Origin of the sequence: Lactobacillus gigeriorum DSM 23908 = CRBIP 24.85 (assembly GCF_000296855.1) — a bacterium.
In the GTDB taxonomy this organism is placed as follows: Bacteria; Bacillota; Bacilli; order Lactobacillales; family Lactobacillaceae; genus Lactobacillus; species Lactobacillus gigeriorum.
In genome coordinates this window covers 1-18,477 of sequence record NZ_CAKC01000002.1, presented here as the reverse complement: position 1 = coordinate 18,477, position 18,477 = coordinate 1, and the positions used below count along the sequence as shown (strand labels likewise).

17 protein-coding genes and 1 pseudogene are annotated in these 18,477 nt (G+C 36.2%); 1 reads left to right on the top strand and 17 read right to left on the bottom strand.

The features are described from left to right. Positions 1-18: 18 nt before the first annotated feature. The 12 genes from BN52_RS00480 to ylxM all read right to left on the bottom strand — a co-directional run bounded on the left by BN52_RS00480 (position 19) and on the right by ylxM (position 8,208). Positions 19-240, bottom strand: a complete 222-nt coding sequence (locus BN52_RS00480; protein ID WP_008472062.1) for a YneF family protein — start codon at positions 238-240, stop codon at positions 19-21. A 69-nt stretch (positions 241-309) separates the two neighbouring features. Further along, complete coding sequence (locus tag BN52_RS00475) at positions 310-558, bottom strand: DUF896 domain-containing protein (protein ID WP_008472059.1); 249 nt, start codon at positions 556-558, stop codon at positions 310-312. An 84-nt stretch (positions 559-642) separates the two neighbouring features. Next, positions 643-1,428 carry an SGNH/GDSL hydrolase family protein gene (locus tag BN52_RS00470; protein ID WP_008472057.1) on the bottom strand — a complete coding sequence of 262 codons (786 nt, stop codon included), beginning with the start codon at positions 1,426-1,428 and terminating at the stop codon, positions 643-645. Positions 1,429-1,432: 4 nt separating this feature from the next. Continuing rightward, positions 1,433-2,296 carry an NAD(P)-dependent oxidoreductase gene (locus BN52_RS00465; protein WP_008472054.1) on the bottom strand — a complete coding sequence of 288 codons (864 nt, stop codon included), beginning with the start codon at positions 2,294-2,296 and terminating at the stop codon, positions 1,433-1,435. A 139-nt stretch (positions 2,297-2,435) separates the two neighbouring features. Further along, positions 2,436-2,783, bottom strand: coding sequence for a 50S ribosomal protein L19 (rplS, locus tag BN52_RS00460; RefSeq protein WP_008472053.1), 348 nt, complete (start codon positions 2,781-2,783; stop codon positions 2,436-2,438). Between the two features lie 102 nt (positions 2,784-2,885). After that, on the bottom strand, positions 2,886-4,157 hold the full coding sequence (locus BN52_RS00455) for a PH domain-containing protein (protein WP_241762020.1): 1,272 nt from the start codon (positions 4,155-4,157) through the stop codon (positions 2,886-2,888). 130 nt (positions 4,158-4,287) lie between these two features. Then, on the bottom strand, positions 4,288-4,791 hold the full coding sequence (locus BN52_RS00450) for a PH domain-containing protein (RefSeq protein ID WP_236698452.1): 504 nt from the start codon (positions 4,789-4,791) through the stop codon (positions 4,288-4,290). Further along, complete coding sequence (trmD, locus tag BN52_RS00445; RefSeq protein WP_008472050.1) at positions 4,769-5,497, bottom strand: tRNA (guanosine(37)-N1)-methyltransferase TrmD; 729 nt, start codon at positions 5,495-5,497, stop codon at positions 4,769-4,771. Before trmD ends, BN52_RS00450 begins: the two co-directional genes overlap by 23 nt. Next, complete coding sequence (gene rimM, locus BN52_RS00440; RefSeq protein WP_008472049.1) at positions 5,487-6,002, bottom strand: ribosome maturation factor RimM; 516 nt, start codon at positions 6,000-6,002, stop codon at positions 5,487-5,489. The genes trmD and rimM overlap by 11 nt, the downstream gene beginning before the upstream one ends. 72 nt (positions 6,003-6,074) lie before the next feature. Further along, on the bottom strand, positions 6,075-6,347 hold the full coding sequence (rpsP, locus tag BN52_RS00435; protein ID WP_008472048.1) for a 30S ribosomal protein S16: 273 nt from the start codon (positions 6,345-6,347) through the stop codon (positions 6,075-6,077). A gap of 87 nt (positions 6,348-6,434) precedes the next feature. Continuing rightward, positions 6,435-7,865, bottom strand: coding sequence for a signal recognition particle protein (gene ffh, locus BN52_RS00430; protein WP_008472047.1), 1,431 nt, complete (start codon positions 7,863-7,865; stop codon positions 6,435-6,437). Position 7,866: 1 nt separating this feature from the next. Beyond that, entirely contained in the window at positions 7,867-8,208 is a 342-nt protein-coding gene (gene ylxM, locus BN52_RS00425; RefSeq protein ID WP_008472046.1) for a YlxM family DNA-binding protein, read from the bottom strand. Between the two features lie 128 nt (positions 8,209-8,336). Between ylxM and BN52_RS00420 the strand changes: the two genes are divergently transcribed. Next, complete coding sequence (locus tag BN52_RS00420) at positions 8,337-9,749, top strand: APC family permease (RefSeq protein WP_008472042.1); 1,413 nt, start codon at positions 8,337-8,339, stop codon at positions 9,747-9,749. A 60-nt stretch (positions 9,750-9,809) separates the two neighbouring features. Here BN52_RS00420 and BN52_RS00415 read toward each other — a convergent pair whose 3' ends face one another. From BN52_RS00415 to BN52_RS00395, 5 genes and pseudogenes are all read right to left on the bottom strand, one after another. Then, entirely contained in the window at positions 9,810-11,234 is a 1,425-nt protein-coding gene (locus BN52_RS00415; protein WP_008472041.1) for a C69 family dipeptidase, read from the bottom strand. Positions 11,235-11,269: 35 nt separating this feature from the next. Then, the gene (ftsY, locus tag BN52_RS00410) at positions 11,270-12,541 is read right to left on the bottom strand and encodes a signal recognition particle-docking protein FtsY (protein WP_008472040.1); all 1,272 of its coding nucleotides are present in this window, start codon (positions 12,539-12,541) and stop codon (positions 11,270-11,272) included. After that, on the bottom strand, positions 12,542-16,105 hold the full coding sequence (gene smc, locus BN52_RS00405) for a chromosome segregation protein SMC (RefSeq protein WP_008472039.1): 3,564 nt from the start codon (positions 16,103-16,105) through the stop codon (positions 12,542-12,544). 12 nt (positions 16,106-16,117) lie between these two features. Continuing rightward, the gene (gene rnc, locus BN52_RS00400) at positions 16,118-16,801 is read right to left on the bottom strand and encodes a ribonuclease III (RefSeq protein ID WP_008472038.1); all 684 of its coding nucleotides are present in this window, start codon (positions 16,799-16,801) and stop codon (positions 16,118-16,120) included. A 93-nt stretch (positions 16,802-16,894) separates the two neighbouring features. Next, positions 16,895-18,400 (bottom strand): annotated as a pseudogene (locus tag BN52_RS00395) (oligopeptide ABC transporter substrate-binding protein); the annotation flags it as partial. Positions 18,401-18,477: the final 77 nt, after the last annotated feature.

Genomic DNA, 18,477 nt, shown 5'->3' with positions numbered 1-18,477 from the left:
CAACAATTATTTTAGATATTATTTGCGTTGTTGATGTTTCATCATATTCATTACTTGGTTTACCTTCTTTGCAGATGGTTTTTGACCCATTTGAGACATCATCGCAACAATCATATCTTCATTGATTGGAGGATTATCTTGGAAATATTTCTTCATGTAGGCACGGGCACCATAAAAACCGCCCACTAAACCTATTCCTAGTGCAACAATAATCAAAACGATTGCTAAACCTAAATTCATAATATTAAAAATCCTCCATAACTAACACTTTATATCTTACCTAATATTTTTATTTTTTTAAAGGCCAAATTAATCTTTTCTTAGTCCTTTTCTTCTTTGAGCTCGTTTGGCTTTTTCGGATGTTACATCCTTACCGTTTTTATCGATTATTACTAAATCTTCTAATTGTTGCTTAAAACCTGCTCTGAAGTTAGCAATAAATTTTTTATGCAATTCTTTGCGTTCTGCCTCTTCTTCTTCAGTTAAGCCCTGCTCTTCTTTTTTATGGAACAAGAAATTAATCCGGTCAATGACTTTCTTTTCTTCGTCTTTGTCCATCAAAATCACTCCCTTGATATTAACATATGTTAGTTTACAGTATTTATGATCACAAAAAAAGATGAAAAAGCAATTTATTTGCTTTTAGTCTAATAAATTATTCAAAGCCGATTCAAACCTAGGCAGCCATATTTCTTGATAGCCGGCTCTTGTAGGATGAATTTCATCTGCCATATACAATTCTTGATTTACTTGAAAAGCTTGGTCGTGATAAAAGTCCAAAAAAGTAAAGTCATATTTACTTTTGAGCAGTTGTACTTGTTTGACCATTTGAGCATACATCTCATTAGCAAAATAAGGATTACTGTAAATAATTATCGGACAATGCCAACGGGATTTTACCTGCGTAAGAATTGCTTCTATTGCACCAGTTACCGTTTTTGTAGAAATTTCTTTATCATGAGCAATCGTTCCCAATTTTGAGCTCTTAAAAGCATCATTGGTTGAAAGCTGCAAGACAAATGCATCAATGTATTCTGTTTCCGTCAATTCTTCAAGCAAACGATGATAATATGAATCTCCAGGTCGATAAACATCATGATCAGCTAAAGTAGTACCATTTTCTGCATCTTTAATTGCTACTACACCACATTTTTTCCATAAATAATCAACAAAAGATTCAGCCAAGGCACCATAGCCAAAGGTAACAGAAGAACCTAAGAAAAGTACCTTCTTACCTGTTAACTTTTCCGGACAAAATTGTATTTGATTAACTCCGTATTGACGACTATTACCTTTAAGATCAGCAAATGTGATATATTGTCGTTGATTTAATGGATGATCAGCTAAATCCATTCTTAGCTGATTAACAGCTACATCTGAAAGATCATTATTTTGTCTAATTGAAATTAAAAAAGTCTCATTGCTCATTTTGCTATTTCTGCCACCATAATTTGATTAGTGCTTGAGTTCCATCATTACCCAAACCTTTTTCATTAACCAAGAGATCATACAATTCCTTAGCCTGTTTCGTATTAGGTAAATCCAGATTCATTGCTTCAGCTTCCTCAAGGGCAATTCTCAAATCTTTTAAAAAGTGTTTGGCAAAGAAACCAGGAGTGTAATCATCGCGCAAAATTCTTGGTCCATAATTACCTAAGCTGAAGTTTTCGGCAGCTCCACCTTGCAAGGTATTCATGACTTTTTCTAAATCTAATCCTGCAGCTTTAGCATAGACAAACATTTCGGTCATACCTGTCATTGTTCCTGCGATCATGATCTGATTAGCCATCTTGGTATGTTGACCACTACCATAAGAACCAAAATAAGTAATTTGCTTACCGAACTTTAAAAATGTCGGTTTCAAATATTCTAAAGCAGCTTTTTGGCCACCAACCATAATGGTTAAAGCACCATTTTTAGCACCTATATCGCCACCTGAGACAGGGGCATCCAAAACGTGTACCCCAAGCTTTTCACCCTCTAAACCAATTCTACGTGCTAAGCTTGGCTTACTTGTCGTTAAGTCTACTAGGTATTGGCCACTTTTTACAGCGGAAAAAATTCCCTGTTCACCAAAATAAACTTCCTCTACATCTTTAGGAAAACCAACCATAGTAAAAATAACATCACTTTGCTTAACAAGCTCTGCTGGTGTATCTGCCCATTTTGCACCAATTTCAAGCATATCTTCAGCATGAGCCTTGGTCCGATTAAAGACTACAACTTGTTCGCCTTTATTGATCAAATTTCTAATTATACCCTTGCCCATTACGCCAGTACCAATAAAGCCAATCATTTGATTTCCTCTTTTCTTTTAAACATGTCTTATATTATCTAGTTTAAGTCTAAAATAGCACAATCCCAAATACTTTTTCTCAGGCAATAAAAAAACGACTCCCAATCTCTGGAAATCGTTTCTTTGTGTCGATTTAAGATTAACGACGTGCTTCTGCAATTCTTGCAGCCTTACCATGACGATCACGTAAGTAGTAAAGCTTAGCACGACGTACACGACCGTGGCGTAATACTTCAACCTTAGCAACACGTGGAGTGTTAACTGGGAAAGTACGTTCAACACCAACACCTGAAGCAATCTTACGAACAGTGTAAGTTGCACCGATGCCAGTACCCTTCTTCTTGATTACAACGCCTTCGAACATCTGAATACGTTCGTGAGTACCTTCAACAACACGTACGTGAACACGAACAGTGTCCCCTGCACGGAAAGCAGGAATATCGTCACGCAATTGTTCTTTAGTTAATTCAGCAATTAATGGATCCATATTTTTTCTCCTTCTACGGCATTCATTCTCACTCTCTGTGACAGCGGAATACCCATATTCTTAATGTGTTTTCACACAGCGTCTATCATACCAAGCTTTAGACTATTTATCAAGGTAAAACTTTTGAATCTTAACAAAATCATCGAGTTTAACAAACTTTTGTCTAGCAGCAAGTTTATTATTACCTGACTTAGCTATGATCGTAATTTGACCAACATCCTTAAGTGATAAAAATGGCGTTGTTGTATACTTAACTTCTTGAATTTTACCTCTATTTATCAATACTTGGCGCCGATTTAAAAATGAATAATATCTTATCCATATGCTATTATGACTAAGTTCATAACCCTGGCTTTGCCTTTGAAAGATTCTCTGCAAACAATAAATTACAACGAGTACAGTAGCCAACATACCTAAGATCGGATTAATTTTAAATATTACTAAGGTGCTTGGCACCATTAATAGTAGCCAGCGCATAAAATACCAAGTCTCCGTAGCTGTCAATTGATAGTTTGGTTGTCGTAAATCCCACTCAGGAAGAAATTCATTTAACAAAATAAAGGTACTATTAATATCAATCAACGGTAAAAAGTAGACTGCATCATCTAATCCTTCATCATCTTCCTGAGAACCAGCAAGCTGCAAACGAATGCTGGCAAGGTGAACAATTTGTTGTAGCAGTGACTGTTCAACAATAACAGTTTGAATTTTATTAAGCGGTATCTGCTTCGTGACTCGTTTTACCAATCCTTGTGAGACTTGGAGGCTATTTTTAGTTCTCACAACTGTAAAGTTATAGAACTTACCAATTTCATAAATAAAATTTATAGCAAAAAGGACAGCTCCTATTACTAAAATAAAAATCAATTCTTCATTATTAATATTACTAGTAATCTCTAAAATATTGGTTCGATTTTTTACCAACATTTGTATTACATCGAGCGCATTATCCAACACCAACGCAATAATTAAATAGCCGATTTCTCTTCCCGGCGTTGATATAATTCGTAAAAGATTCTGTCTAACCCCCATTACATAAGTAGTTTGATAATATTTCTCCCGCTGAGTCATACTTTTTCCATGATTCATTTTTGAGAAAAGTTCTGTCTTTACTTCATTCGACACCACTTCTAACACAGCCTCGGCACGATCAGCGCCTCCCGCTGCAGTCTCAATTTCCAATTTTGATAACTTAAAAGGTCTCAACAAAAAATTCTGACTATTTCTGACATTCTGAATTCGTGTAAAAGGAATGATAATTTCATTCTTTTTGAAAATCCCACTATGAATTACCAAACTATCATTTGTGAATTGATAATCAAAGAACCAAAATTTAGCAACGCTTAAGAGCATAATCAAGATAAGTAGTCCCAATGCTAAACTTTTTGCCAGCTCATAATTAAGATGCTCATTAGGTAATAGCAATATTATGAAAATAAAAAACAGCTCTCGTAGTCTTTTAAAAAAGAAAATTCCAATAGCTAATGGATGTAAACGTCTTTTGCTAGACATCATTTTCCACCTGCTTTACTTTTTGCAAAATTTCTTCACGCAACCAGGTCGCATCACTATACTTCAAACCAACAATTTCATGATCTGTGGCAGCAGTATGAATTGTCAAACTAGCAAGATTCTTCATTCTTAAAAATGGCCCTTGATCTACTGTTATATGTTGAATACGGATAAAAGGAACATAAGTAGTACTACGAAAGAACAAACCTTTTTGAAATGCAAGATAATCATCAAATACTTGATAACGGTGATAATTGTATTCCCAAGGAATTACAACTAAGTAGCAAATTCCACTTAAAGCAACCACAGTAAAATATACCAGCAATCCCCAAGCAAGCCATCCGTTATTTAGTTTCATAATAGTAGTGGTAATTTTAACTACTATGCCAAATACTAGCATAAGTATTAATGTGGTTATTCTAGTCCATAACCAAACAATTTTTATTTCTTTCGGCGATTGCTTTGCCAATAACTTAATGGTATTCTTCCTCTTCACGTTTAACCTCCCCAAGAAGTTTAACTTCTTGTTTTGTCAGTTCTTTACCGGCTAATAAATCTGGGCGATGCAAATATGTAGCACGTAAAGCTTCTTTTAAGCGCCATTCAGCAATTTTTTGGTGATTTCCGGATGTTAATACCTCTGGTACTTTTTTCCCTTCAAATTCTGCCGGTCGAGTATATTGTGGATATTCAAGCAATCCATGTGAGAAACTTTCTTCAACACTTGAAAAATCATTCCCCAAAACACCAGGTATTAAGCGGACAGTAGCATCAATCATACTCATGGTTGGCAATTCGCCACCTGTTAATACATAGTCTCCAATTGACACAGCTTCATCAACATAATCATATACTCGTTGATCAAAGCCTTCAAAATGTCCACAAATAAAGGTTAATTCTTCCTCTTGAGCCCATTCCTTTGCCATTTGTTGGTTAAAAGTTTTTCCTTGCGGAGCAGTAATAATTACCTTACCTTTTGATGGCAATGAATCTAATGCTGCTTTGATTGGCATGATTTGTAAAACCATGCCTGCACCGCCACCATATGGAGTATCATCGACTGAATGATGCTTTCTTTCAGAGAATTCACGAAAATTAACAATATTTAACTCCCATTTTTTATCTTCCAAGCCACGACCCAAAATTGAAGTCTGAATTGGCGTAAACATTTCTGGAAAAAGAGTTAATACGTTAATCCTCATCTCTTAAGCCCTCCATTAATTCAACATATACGACCTTATTAGCAATATCTACTTTTTTAACAACCTGATCAATGTATGGTAGCCAAAATTCTTTACCATCAGTTTCTCTTACCAGCCAAATATCATTGGCACCGGGAGATTCGATTTCCACAATTTTTCCAATCAACTTATCAGTCTCATTATCTTTAACTTGACAATCTAAAATGTCTTTATAATAGTACATACCTTCTGGAAGCTCTTGCCGGTCTGCTTCACTAATGACTAAAATTTGCCCTCTTAATTTTTCAGCTTCTTCTATAGAAGGTACCTCATCAAATTGTACGAGCCAAAACTGTTTGAATGGGCGACTAGACTTTACTGTTAACTGTTTGGTAGGATCTTGTTTTAAATGTAACACTACTCCCGGCTCAAATCGTTCTTCTGGGAAATCAGTTATCGCACTTACTTTAATTTCACCATTTAAACCATGTGTAGTTAAAATTTTCGCAACATCGTAAAATTCCATATACAACCTCATCAATTCTAAGCTATAAAAAAAGTTTGAAGCCATAGCCTCAAACTTTTAAAAGGCAAGTAATTACTTGCTGTATTTTTCGTCGTGCAACTTCTTCAACAAGCCAGCACCTGAAATAAGTGATCTTACAGTATCTGAAGGTTGAGCACCCTTCTTAAGCCAAGCATAGATCTTGTCTTCGTCAAGCTTCAATTGCTTTGGGTTTGAAACTGGGTTGTAGTAACCAACTTCTTCGATGAAGCGACCATCACGAGGCATACGTGAGTCTGCTACAACGATTCTGTAAAATGGCTTTCTCTTGGCACCCATGCGGTGCATACGAATTTTAACTGACATATATTAATTTCCTCCTAAAACTTAACGATAATTACTATAGCACTTTTATTTTTAGGTGTAAAGTGTTTTTACTTAACAGTTTGATTTTTATGAATGGAATCGCTTGATCTTCTTCATGCGCTTCTTTTTATTCTTCTTAAATTTCTTATTCATTGATCTCAAAGCCATTCTGCCCATTGGTGTATCCATGCCTGGTAATCCACTTAAAGCTTTGGTATTGCCATTACTGATTTTAGACATTAAATCCCGAGCCTGCTTAAATTGCTTGATCATTCGATTAACTTCAACTACTGGACGTCCTGAGCCGGCAGCAATTCTTCTTCTTCGACTTGGATTCAAAATATCAGGGTCTTGACGTTCAGCTTCTGTCATTGAATACACAATTGCTTTAGTATGAGCAATTTGTTTTTCATCGATTGATAGATTCTGAAGTTGTGGATTATTAGCCATGCCTGGAATCATTTTCATAATTTGGTCTAATGGCCCCATTTTTTGTACCTGTTCCAATTGATCAATAAAATCATTGAAATCAAAGGTATTTTCGCGCATTTTTTTAGCAACTTTTTGTGCTTCTTTGGCATCATAGTCTTGCTGTGCTCGTTCAATAAGGGTTAACACATCCCCCATTCCTAAAATACGTGATGCCATTCGATCCGGATGGAAATCTTCAAGATCTGTTAACTTTTCGCCTTGTCCAGTATAAATTATTGGCTTACCAGTTACGGCTCTAATTGATAAAGCTGCACCACCACGGGTATCACCATCAAGCTTGGTCAAAATTACGCCAGTTACATCTAAACGTTCATCGAACCCTTTAGCAACATCAGTCGCAGCCTGACCAGTCATCGCATCAACAACTAACAATATGTTGTCGGGATGTGCTACTGCCTTAACCTTTTCTAGTTCTTCCATTAAAGGTTCGTCAATTTCTAGTCGACCAGCAGTATCGATTAAAACATAATCATTCTTATTTTTGTCAGCCTCGGCCAATCCTCTTGCTACAATTTGGCTAACGTCTTTTTCATTTTCTTCACTATATACTGGAACATTCAGTTGTTGACCGATTTGCTTTAATTGGTCAACGGCTGCGGGACGATAGATATCTCCAGCAATCAGCAATGGTCTAGCATGTTCGGTCTTTTGCAAATGATAAGCTAACTTACCAACAGTAGTAGTCTTACCAGTACCTTGAAGTCCGACCATCATCACAATCGTTGGGATGTGCTTAGATTTAGTTAAAGTCGTCGCACTTTCACCCATCATTTTTGTCAATTCTTCATTAACAATCTTGATAACTTGTTGACCTGGATTTAAGCTTTCTTGAACTTCTTTACCTAAGGCCTCTTGCTTGATCTTCTTAATGAAGTCCTTAACCACTTTAAAATTAACATCGGCCTCTAATAAAGCAAGTCTAATTTCACGACTAGCAGCATTGATGTCTTCTTCTGAGATTTTACCTTTACCAGTTAGGTTGCGTAATGCTTTTTGAATTCGTTCACTCAAATTTTCAAATGCCATCTTATTCTCCTCTTAATTGTTGAAGTAATTTTTTTAGTTTATTCTGAGCAGTTTTATTATCACCAGTTTCAAGCAAAGTGATGGTCTCAATCAAGACTGTTTCAATTTGATCAAACTCTTGTTGCATTTTTAATTTTGCTTCAAAATTCTGCAAGATTTTACTTGAACGCTTGAGATTATCATAAACAGCTTGACGCGAAACTTGATGATTTTGCGCAATTTCACCTAGTGATAAATCATTATAATAATAATCTTCAAAATAACTTTGCTGACCCTTGGTTAGAAGTGCACCATAGTATGCATACAGATCGCCTAAGGTCTCGTTTTTTGTTAATTCATCCATTTTATTGTTCACCGCATTCTAGTATATCAAAAAGTTCCTATATTTTCGATTGACCTACCTAAGAAACATTGCTAGACTAGTAATATTTATTATAAAAAAATTACATTCTGTTTTGAGGTGCTATGCTTATGGGAATTTTTAAAAAGATGAATCGAAAAACTGATCCAACGATTTATCAAAATAAAGATGGTCATTTAATTAGGTCATTGAGGGTTAAAGATATTCTGGCTCTTGGAGTTGGAACAATTGTCTCGGCTTCAATTTTCACCCTTCCTGGAGAAGTAGCTGCCAAGCATGCAGGTCCAGCAGTAACAATTTCATTCTTGCTAGCAGCATTAGCGGCCTGTTTAGTTGCCTTCACTTATGCTGAAATGTCAGCTGCGATGCCATTTGCAGGTTCTGCTTATACTTGGATTAACGTAATATTTGGTGAATTTTGGGGCTGGATTGCTGGATGGGCACTTCTTGCAGAATATTTCATTGCATTGGCTTTTGTTGGCTCAGGATTATCCGCAAATTTAAGAGCCTTGCTCGCACCTATTAGAATTCAGTTACCTAAATATTTATCCAATGCATTTGGAACAAATGGTGGCGTAGTCGATATCATTGCCGTTGCTTCAATCATTATTGTGGCATTTTTAATTATGCGTGGTGTTGGCAAAGCTGCAAGAGTTGAAAATGCCCTAGTGGTCTTAAAAGTTATTGCCATTTTACTATTTGTTTTCGTTGGTGCAACTGCCATTAAAAGTCAAAACTTTATTCCGTTCATTCCCAAACATGTAGTTACTGCTCACGGGTCATTTGGTGGATGGCAAGGAATATATGCAGGCGTATCAATGATTTTCTTATCATATATTGGCTTTGATTCGGTAGCTGCCAATTCTGCCGAAGCAATCAATCCACAAAAAACTATGCCACGTGGGATAATCGGCTCCCTAATTATTGCTGTTGTTTTGTTTATTTCTGTTAGTCTAGTACTTGTTGGTATAATGCCATATCAAAATTATGCTAATAGTGCTGAACCAGTTGGACTAGCTTTGCGTTACATCCATCATCCTGTCATTGCAGCAGTAGTTCAGATAATCGCTGTTTTAGGGATGTTTACTGCTCTAATTGGAATGAGTATGGCAGGGTCACGTTTAATCTATTCTTTTGGTCGTGACGGAATGTTACCGAAATTTCTTGGAAAACTAGATAAAAAACGCCGGCCCAATCATGCCGTAATTGCTCTAACTGCTATTGCCGTAGTTATCAGCACGATTTTCCCGTTTTCAGCACTATCCCAATTGATCTCCGCAGGAACCTTAATAGCATTTATGTTTGTTTCTTTAGCAATCTACCCACTTAAGAAACGTGAAGGCAAAGATATTGAAGATCCCGCATTTAAAGTACCATTTTATCCAGTATTACCATTTTTAGCTTTTCTTGCATCCCTAATTGTTTTCTTAGGCTTAGATAGTCAAGCAAAATTATATGCTGGAATCTGGTTCCTCTTAGGTTTAATTATTTATTTTGCATATGGAATTCGACATTCAGAGTAACAAAAAAGAATATGGTCAGTTCTTAAAAACCGACCATATTCTTTTTTAATATGCGAAGTTTTATAGATTCTTATCCATATTAAAAGTTAATTTTGACATCTTAATGGATTCAACCATCATTTGTCCCCATAGCTTCTCAGTTTCTTTTCTAGTGTGGGCAACAGTCTTTTGATTTTCTGCAGTTAAATAAGCAGTCAATTCTTCACCACTCTTACCTTCAGCACCAGCAAGCACTTCTTCAACACGAGCACGGTACCAACGATTCAATTCAGTTAAGTAAGTAGTGTCTAGTTGAACAAATTGTGAATAATGGCTTTCTACAATAGTAGCTACGGATTTATAGTACCACCATGCATCATCCATATTATATTCCATTGAAGTATTGTTATATGAAGGATCTGTATCACTCATATTTGCAAAAAATGGGACAAAAGGAGTAAATGTTGGGCCACCAATACATAACCACATAATTGCTGCACGATCAGCTGGAACATCGTTTCTAATTTGTAAAATATGAGCATTTTGAGTTCTATTCAATCCAATTGGACGGAACCGATGCTTTTCTTCTTCGGTTCCCTTACCAAATGGATCATATCGCGTATCTTGGTAGTGAGAGCCCAAAACAAATTGAATATCTTCACGAGTAATCTTCTTATTTGCACGACGGATAAATGGAAGATCACCATCCTCAGGATCCTGTTCAATATCAGGATTGAAGTAACGTTGACCATACCACACACGATTAGTATTGTAGTGACGATCTTGTTCTGTGTAAGTTCCAAAAATATGACGGAAATTCCAACCTTCATGATCAGGGTTTAAGTGATACTTTTCAACGAATTCTTGAATCCCTTCACTCCACATAAAGTTATCAGAATCTGCGAGATCAACTTGTTCAATTGAAACACGGTTGGCAGCAATTGCATAGGCATCATCAGGAATTCGTTGGGCTACCCAGTGGTGACCAGTAACGATTTCCATGTACCAAATTTCATCCTTATCACTAAACAAGACTGAATTTCCAGCAGGTGAGCCATATTTTTTAATCAATTCGCCTAAGTATTCTACACCATGTCTTGCTGAGTGAATATATGGTAAAGTTACCGTTTGCATACAGTCTTCATCCAAACCATCTTTTACTAATGGATCGAATGCCAAGACTCTTTCATTACTATATGTCGATTCAGTACATGACATTGCAACATTTTCTTGATTAATTCCACTTTCGTCATAATACCCGCGATGCTTATAATCAACATTTGGTACAGCTGGTACACGTTGAGCGTCTTCTGGAAGATCCATTTCAAATTTATTAAGCCATGATTTAATGTGACGATTCTTTTCGCCCTTAGCTGCTGGTTCGATAATAAATTTTTGAGGGGTGATTGGTCTAAAAGTATCATCATTTCTGGCGATCATCGTTGTGCCATCAATTGAAGCCTTTTTACCAACTAAGATAGTGGTACATGCACTTGGTTCTATCATATTTTTTCTCCTTACTATATTCACTTAAATATATACTATACCAATCCGCGGAAAAGTCCAATAGCATAATTGGCTGCATCAAAATCTGCCAAATCTTCTGGCTTTTCGCCAAGACCCACTAATTTAACTGGCAATTTCATTTCATTGCGAATTGCCAAAACGACCCCACCCTTTGAACTACCATCGATCTTGGTTAAAACTAAACCAGTTAATTTAGTTGTTTTATCAAAATCTTTTGCTTGTAACAAAGCATTCTGACCAGTTGAACCATCTAAGACCAGCAAAGTTTCAGTTGGTTCATTTGGAGCCAATTTTTGAATTGTTCGTTCAATCTTTTCCAGCTCCATCATTAAATTCTTTTTGTTCTGCAATCTACCGGCTGTATCTACAAGTAAATAGTCAGCTTGTTCTTCAATTGCTTTTTTAGTAGCGTCATAGACAACGGAGGCAGGATCTGCTTTTTCAGCGCCTGTTACAACAGTTACGCCAACTCGTCTACCCCATTCAACTAATTGTTCAACCGCACCTGCTCTAAAGGTATCAGCGGCAGCTAAAATAACTTTCTTGCCTTGATCATTAAATCTTTTTGCAAGCTTACCAATTGTGGTTGTTTTTCCTGCACCGTTGACGCCTACAAAAAGATAGATATTCGGATGTTCTTCGGCATGATAGATTAACTTCTCATCATCTTCATTACCATTTTGATCATAAAGATCAACAAGTTTTTGAACGATTACTCGTTTCAAATCATCTCTCGACTTAGCGTTCTGTAATTTAGCTTCATCGCGAAGTTGCTCAGTTAATTCCTCTGCAGTTTCATATCCTACATCTGATTCAATTAATAATTCTTCCAAATCATCAAAGAAATCTTCATCAACACTTCTAAACTTCGCAAAAAAGGCATTCAAACGAGCCCCAAAGCCCTGATTAGTCTTAGCTAATCCTTTTTCATATAGCTCTGTTTCATTACTGGTTTTTTCTTGTTGCTCTTCTGAATTCGGTTCATTTTCTTCGCCAGTGTCAGCTTCTTCTACTTCTTTATTTGCCTCAATTACTTCTGGTTCATTAGTCGATTGAGTAGCATCTTCTGTTTCTTTTTCAGTTGAAATATCGTTAGTTTCTGAAGTTGTATTTTCATTTAAAAGCTGTTCATGATTTTCCGCTACTGTTTCGGCTTGCTCATTTTCTTCATCAACAGAAGTTGCTTCCGGTTGTTCAGCTTCTTTTTCTTTTACAACTTTATCTTTTTCTTCAGTTTCTTCTTTTACTCCAAAAAGCGATTTTTTTATACGATCAAATAAACCCAATTATTCCACCTCTTCATCAATATCCTTTAGATTAACTGACAAGATCTGTGATACGCCTGATTCTTGCATTACAACACCAAATAATTGACTTGCTTGTTCCATCGTGCCACGACGGTGAGTAATAACAATAAATTGCGTTTCTAAATCATACTTTTTCAAGAATTTTCCAAAACGATCAATATTGGCATCATCCAGGGCTGCCTCAACCTCATCCAGAACACAGAAAGGTACTGGATTAATATTAAGCATTGCAAATAGTAAAGTTATTGCCGTCAATGCTCGTTCTCCACCTGAAAGCAAACTCAATCTTTGCAATTTTTTACCAGGTGGTTCAGCAATAATTTCGATTCCCGTCGTCATCAAGTTTTCTGGTTCAGTTAACAACAGCTTAGCACTTCCTCCACCAAAAACCTTAGGGAAGATTTTTGAAAAACTAGTAGCAATTTTTTCAAAAGTATTGCTAAAACGCCGATTTACTTCATCATCGAGCTCAGACATCGACTGCTTAAGATTTTCTCTTGCAGTCACTAAATCATCTTGTTGACCCTTTAAGAAATCATAGCGTTGCTTAACGCTTTCGTACTCTTCAATGGCATTCAAGTTTACTGGGCCAATATCTTCGATCGACATTCGATGCAACTTGATACTACGCTTTAGACGATCACGCTCTTCTTCAGTGTTTTCAACGGTAATTTGCTTAATAACTGCCTCATAGGTCAAACTATAATCTTCACTCAAAGTATTCAAATGTTGGTTCATTTGACTTGTGATCTTTGCCAGTTTAACTGAAAGCTCTTCTTGCTCAACCGCAGCATCCTTGCGCAAATCGTAATTTCGGCTTGCTACTTGATCTAACTTATTAATTTGAGCATTGGCTTGTCCCATCTTAACTGCAAGCTCAGTCAATTGTTGCTCGGTTGCTTTCTTTTCAGCTTCTAATGTTACCAAATTCTGCTCTAATTGCTCTTGTTTGTCGGAAGAAGCCTGACTTGAATTTGATAAATCAGCAAACTTTGCTTTGATCAGTTTTAGTTGTTTATCTTGCATCGCCAATTGTCGCTGCTTATCCTTACGCTGATCACGTAAATTTTCTAGTTTATTTTCACTTACCGCAATTTTTGGCTCTAGATCATTAACCTTACTTTGAAGTTCCTGATTCATCTTAGCAAAATCATTGATTCGCAACTGCAGATCGTTGATCTTTGCTTTTTGAGCAGTAATTTTATCTTCAAAATTGTTTTGTTCTTTGGTTAATTGTGCAATCTCATCTGTTAATTTAGCCACCTCAGCTTTTTGTTGTTCAATCCTTGAGGTATAAAGTTTATTGACACTTTCTAAGCGATTAACTTCTTTTTGTTGAGCTTGATATGACACCATGACTGAATTCAATGCTTGATGCTTATCTTGAAGTTGGGCAGTTAATTGAGCAATTTGCTCTACTAAACGTTTGCCCTGACTTTCAATTTCGTTCAAAGATTCACTATCAATTTGAAGTTGCTCTTGATATTTTGTTATTGCTTGCGTCAATTTATTAATTTCAGATGTTGTTTGCAATGGAGTATTGTTTCTTTCATTACGAACACCACCGGTCATTGAGCCTCCAGGTGAAATTACATCCCCTTCAAGAGTAACAATCCGATAACGGTTAACTTTTTGCGAAACTTGGACAGCAGTTTCAATCGAGTCAACAATTACAACAGTTCCCAATAAATAATTAATAGCCGGTTTTATATCAATTTTGCCTTTATTTGCTACCAACTCATTTGCTATTCCTATAAAACCAGGATATGTTTTAAGGACATTAACTGTTGAACTAGGAATTTCATACTGGCGTATGCCATCTAATGGCAAAAAAGTTGCTCTACCTGCGTTATTACGCTTCAACAAGTTTATTGCATTTTTGGCATTTTCTTTGGTATCAGTAATTAAATTTTGAACGCTACTTCCAAGTGCCGTGATCATCGCAGCTTCTAGATTTTCAGGGAAAGTTAACAATTCGCCAACAGCACCAACAACGCCATGATAATCGCTTAAATGATTCAAAATATTACGAACGCCATAGTAATAACCTTCATGTCGCTTTTGAATATTATTAAGTGCTTCTTTGCGAGCTGTAAGCCGTTGAATTTTGCCTCGCTGCTGTAAAACTAGTTGTTGAATCTGTCTAGCTTTTTGATCCGAAGTTGCTTTTTTAGCTTTGACTTCTTCAAAAGTAATTTGTAATTTTTCCGCTTCTTCTTTTAAAGCTTTTCCTGATTGTTTTAATTGCTCAAGTTGATTAGTAGCTTGAGCAAGTTGAACACCAACATTATTATCTTGGGATTGTTTTTCTTCATTTGCGCGCTTTAATTCCGATTTTAAATATACTATTTGATTATTATTTGAGGTTTGATCTTGCAACAATTGGATATAATTATTTCTCTCATCATCCAGTAATTGATTTAATTTTTCAGGATCATCTTTTAGTTGTTTTAGAATCTTGGCTTTTTGTTCTTGTAAGCTTCTTATTTCTTTATCAACAACTTGTTCCTTACCTTTTATTTCCTTTATTTCTGCTGTCAAACCAGTTATTTGTTTTGTAAGATCAGATATTTGATTCTGGTATTCAGCTTGAGTTGCCAAATCAAATTGTTTACTCTGCTTAGCGACTTGTATTTGAGCAGTCAAATCCGAAACTCTTTGGCTTACTTGCACTAATTTTTGTTGAAGTACATCCCTTTGATTGGTAATTTTTTGATAGGCTTCTCGCTTCTCTTGAACTGCAGCCTGAGATTGCTTTACTTCATTATCTAATTTAGCTAAAAGTTGTTGACTCTTAACGCTCTGATTTTCAAGCTCAGTTTTCTGCTGATTTAAAAAATGTAGTTCCAATCCTAACAAGGTTTTTAAAGCCTGGTCAAGACCTTTTTTCTGAAACTGATACTCCTTGGCTAACGAGCTCTGTTCTTGAAGTGGTCCTATTTGATTCTCTAATTCTTTTACCAAATCGTTGATTCGAATCAAATTATCATTAGTTTTGGCCAGTTGACTCTCTGCAGCTTCTTTTTGTGCTTTAAAGTGAAGAACACCTGCAGCCTCTTCAAAAAGAGCCTTCCGCTCTTCTGGTTTAGAATTAAGGATTTGATCAACTCGTCCTTGAGAAATAATTGCAAGACTATTTTGAGATATTCCTGAATCCATAAATAGCTCTTTAATATCTCGAAGGCGAACTAGTCGTTTGTTAATGAGATATTCACTATCTCCAGATCTTAACAAACGTCTCGTGACTGATACTCTGTCATCATCGAACCTTAATTCGCGCTTTTTATTGTCAAAAATCAAAGTAACTTCTGCACGATTTAATGGTTTGCGAAATTGGCTCCCAGCAAAAATAATGTCTTTCATATTATCGCCACGGAGTGTTTTAGCACGAGATTCACCCATTACCCATCTGAGTGCTTCAGTAATATTACTCTTTCCACTACCATTTGGGCCAACAATCGCAGTAATCCCATCATTGAAATGAATTGTTGTTTTATCGGCAAAAGATTTGAAACCATCAATGATTAATTCTGTTAATGGCACAGATCAATTCTCCTATTCTAATTTAGTTAAAGCTGCCTTAGCTGCTTGTTGTTCTGCTGCTTTTTTATTGTGACCTTCACCTTGAGATTGCAATTCTCCATTTACCTTCAATTCAACTACAAAGTGAGAGGGTGCTTGAGACTCGCTAATCGTAGTATATTCAATATTGACTGGTCCATTTTGTTGCAATAATTCTTGCAAGTCGGTCTTGTAATCACGAGAGTCATCGAATTCACCACTGTCAATTAAAGGATAAACCGTTAAATGTAAAAAGTGCTGAACTGCTTTAAGCCCTTGATCAAGGAATAATGCTCCGTTAAATGCTTCAAAGACATCTTCAAGTAAAGTTTTACGAGAACGAGATCCCGCTTTTTCTTCTCCCTTACCTAAATTGATTTCATTTTGAAAACCACATTCAATCGCAAATTCAGAAAAGCCTTCCGTTCTAACAATATTAGAACGCATTCTAGTCAATTCCCCTTCATTGAGATTAGGATAATGCCGATACAAATAGTCTGAAATTGCCAATTCCAATACTGCATCTCCCAGAAATTCCAATTTTTCATAATCTCTGGCTTGATCTGGGTGTTCATTAGCATATGAAGAATGAGTAAAAGCTTCTTCAAGCAATTCGATGTTCTTGAAAGTAATGCCATACTTTTGATCCAACCGTTTAATAAATTCTTTGCTTATCATTTTATCAACGCCCTTTCATAATAATTGATTATACATTTTTAAAGGCATAGAAAAAAGACTACCTCAGTAGAAATAGTCTTTTATCTTAAATTATTATTTAGCTAAAGATACGTAGTACCAGTTAGGGAAGCCATTACCCATTGACTTAGATGGCTTCAGTGAGTAACCAGTGATCTTCTTGTTAACTGCTACAATTGAGTAGCTGTTAGCTACAGGAACAACGTATGCTTGATCAAGCATGTATTGTTGCCATTCATGGAATACCTTCACACGATATGCATTGTTAAATGCCTTTTGTGAATCCATGTCTTCCAATAACTTGTCATTTTCTGAAGAAGCAAAACGAGTGTAGTTCATAGGCGCTGTTCTTCCATAGAGGTCAGCTTGTGATGGTTCACTTGAAAGACCCCAAGCACCTAAGAACATATCAACTGATGGATCATCATTTTGAATCTTGTCATAGAATGAGTTAAATTCAATCAAACGACCGGTAGTTAATTTAACATTTAACCCAATCTTCTTCCATTGTTGAATGTAGTTTTGAATAATTGGTTCTTGAACTGAACTACCACTCATAGCTGCAAGGTAAATAGTTAATGGCTTACCGTTTGGTTGTACACGGTAGGTTCCCTTCTTCTTGTATCCAGCTTTATCCAGGATTTCATTAGCTTTCTTCAAATTGTAAGTGTAACCTTTAGCATTCTTATCGAAGTATTCACCAAAGCCCTTTGGAATTAAAGTTGGAATTCGGAATGACAAACCATAGCTGTAACGAGCGTAAACTTGATCAACGTTCATAGCGTAAGCAATGGCTTGACGCAAAGACTTGTTATTCATTTTAGCATCAGGGTTCATTACGTTTTCGCCCTTCTTAGCATCCCATTTACCAACCTTGAAACCAAGGTAACTATATTTCAATGGAACACTAGCAATAAAGTTTACACCCTTTGCATCCTTAGTATTTTGCCATTGTGAGTTCAATACTCCAGTAACATCGAACTTGCCAGACTTAATCGATTGAGCAACTGAGTTAGGTGAAACTACTGAGGCAACAATCTTCTTAATCTTAGGTTGACCCTTGTAGTAATACTTATTTGGAACCCAAGTTACTGACTGACCACGAACGATTTTATCAAGTTTGTAAGCACCAAAGTATAAAGGACGCTTACGGATCTTGTCACTTGACATTAAATCTGCAAACTTAACATCCTTCAAGTAGTGGTAAGGAGCAGCAGTTTCCCAGAAGTAACCATTACCACTTGTATCCATACCTGGCTTCATAGTCTTAAAGTGCAATACTGCTACACGACCATTTTCACCATCAGGCATTTCAAAACCAGAAATAGTCTTGGCCTTACCCTCGTGGTATTCTTCCAAGCCTACTAAATCAGCTAAACTTGATGAGTAACGTTGAGATTTACTTGCCTTATTCGCAATAATTTCATAAGCATATTCATAGTCCTTAGCGGTAACTTGCTTACCATCGGACCACTTAACGCCCTTCTTGATCGTAACAGTTATTGTCTTAGCTTTTCTGTCGATCTTTACAGTTGCTGCACCATCATCAGTGAACTTGTAATGATCATCAGTTGCAAATAATAGAGTTACTGCGAAACATCTGCTATAATCTTAAATTATGAAATACGAAACAGCTAAAAATTTAAACAATACCAGAT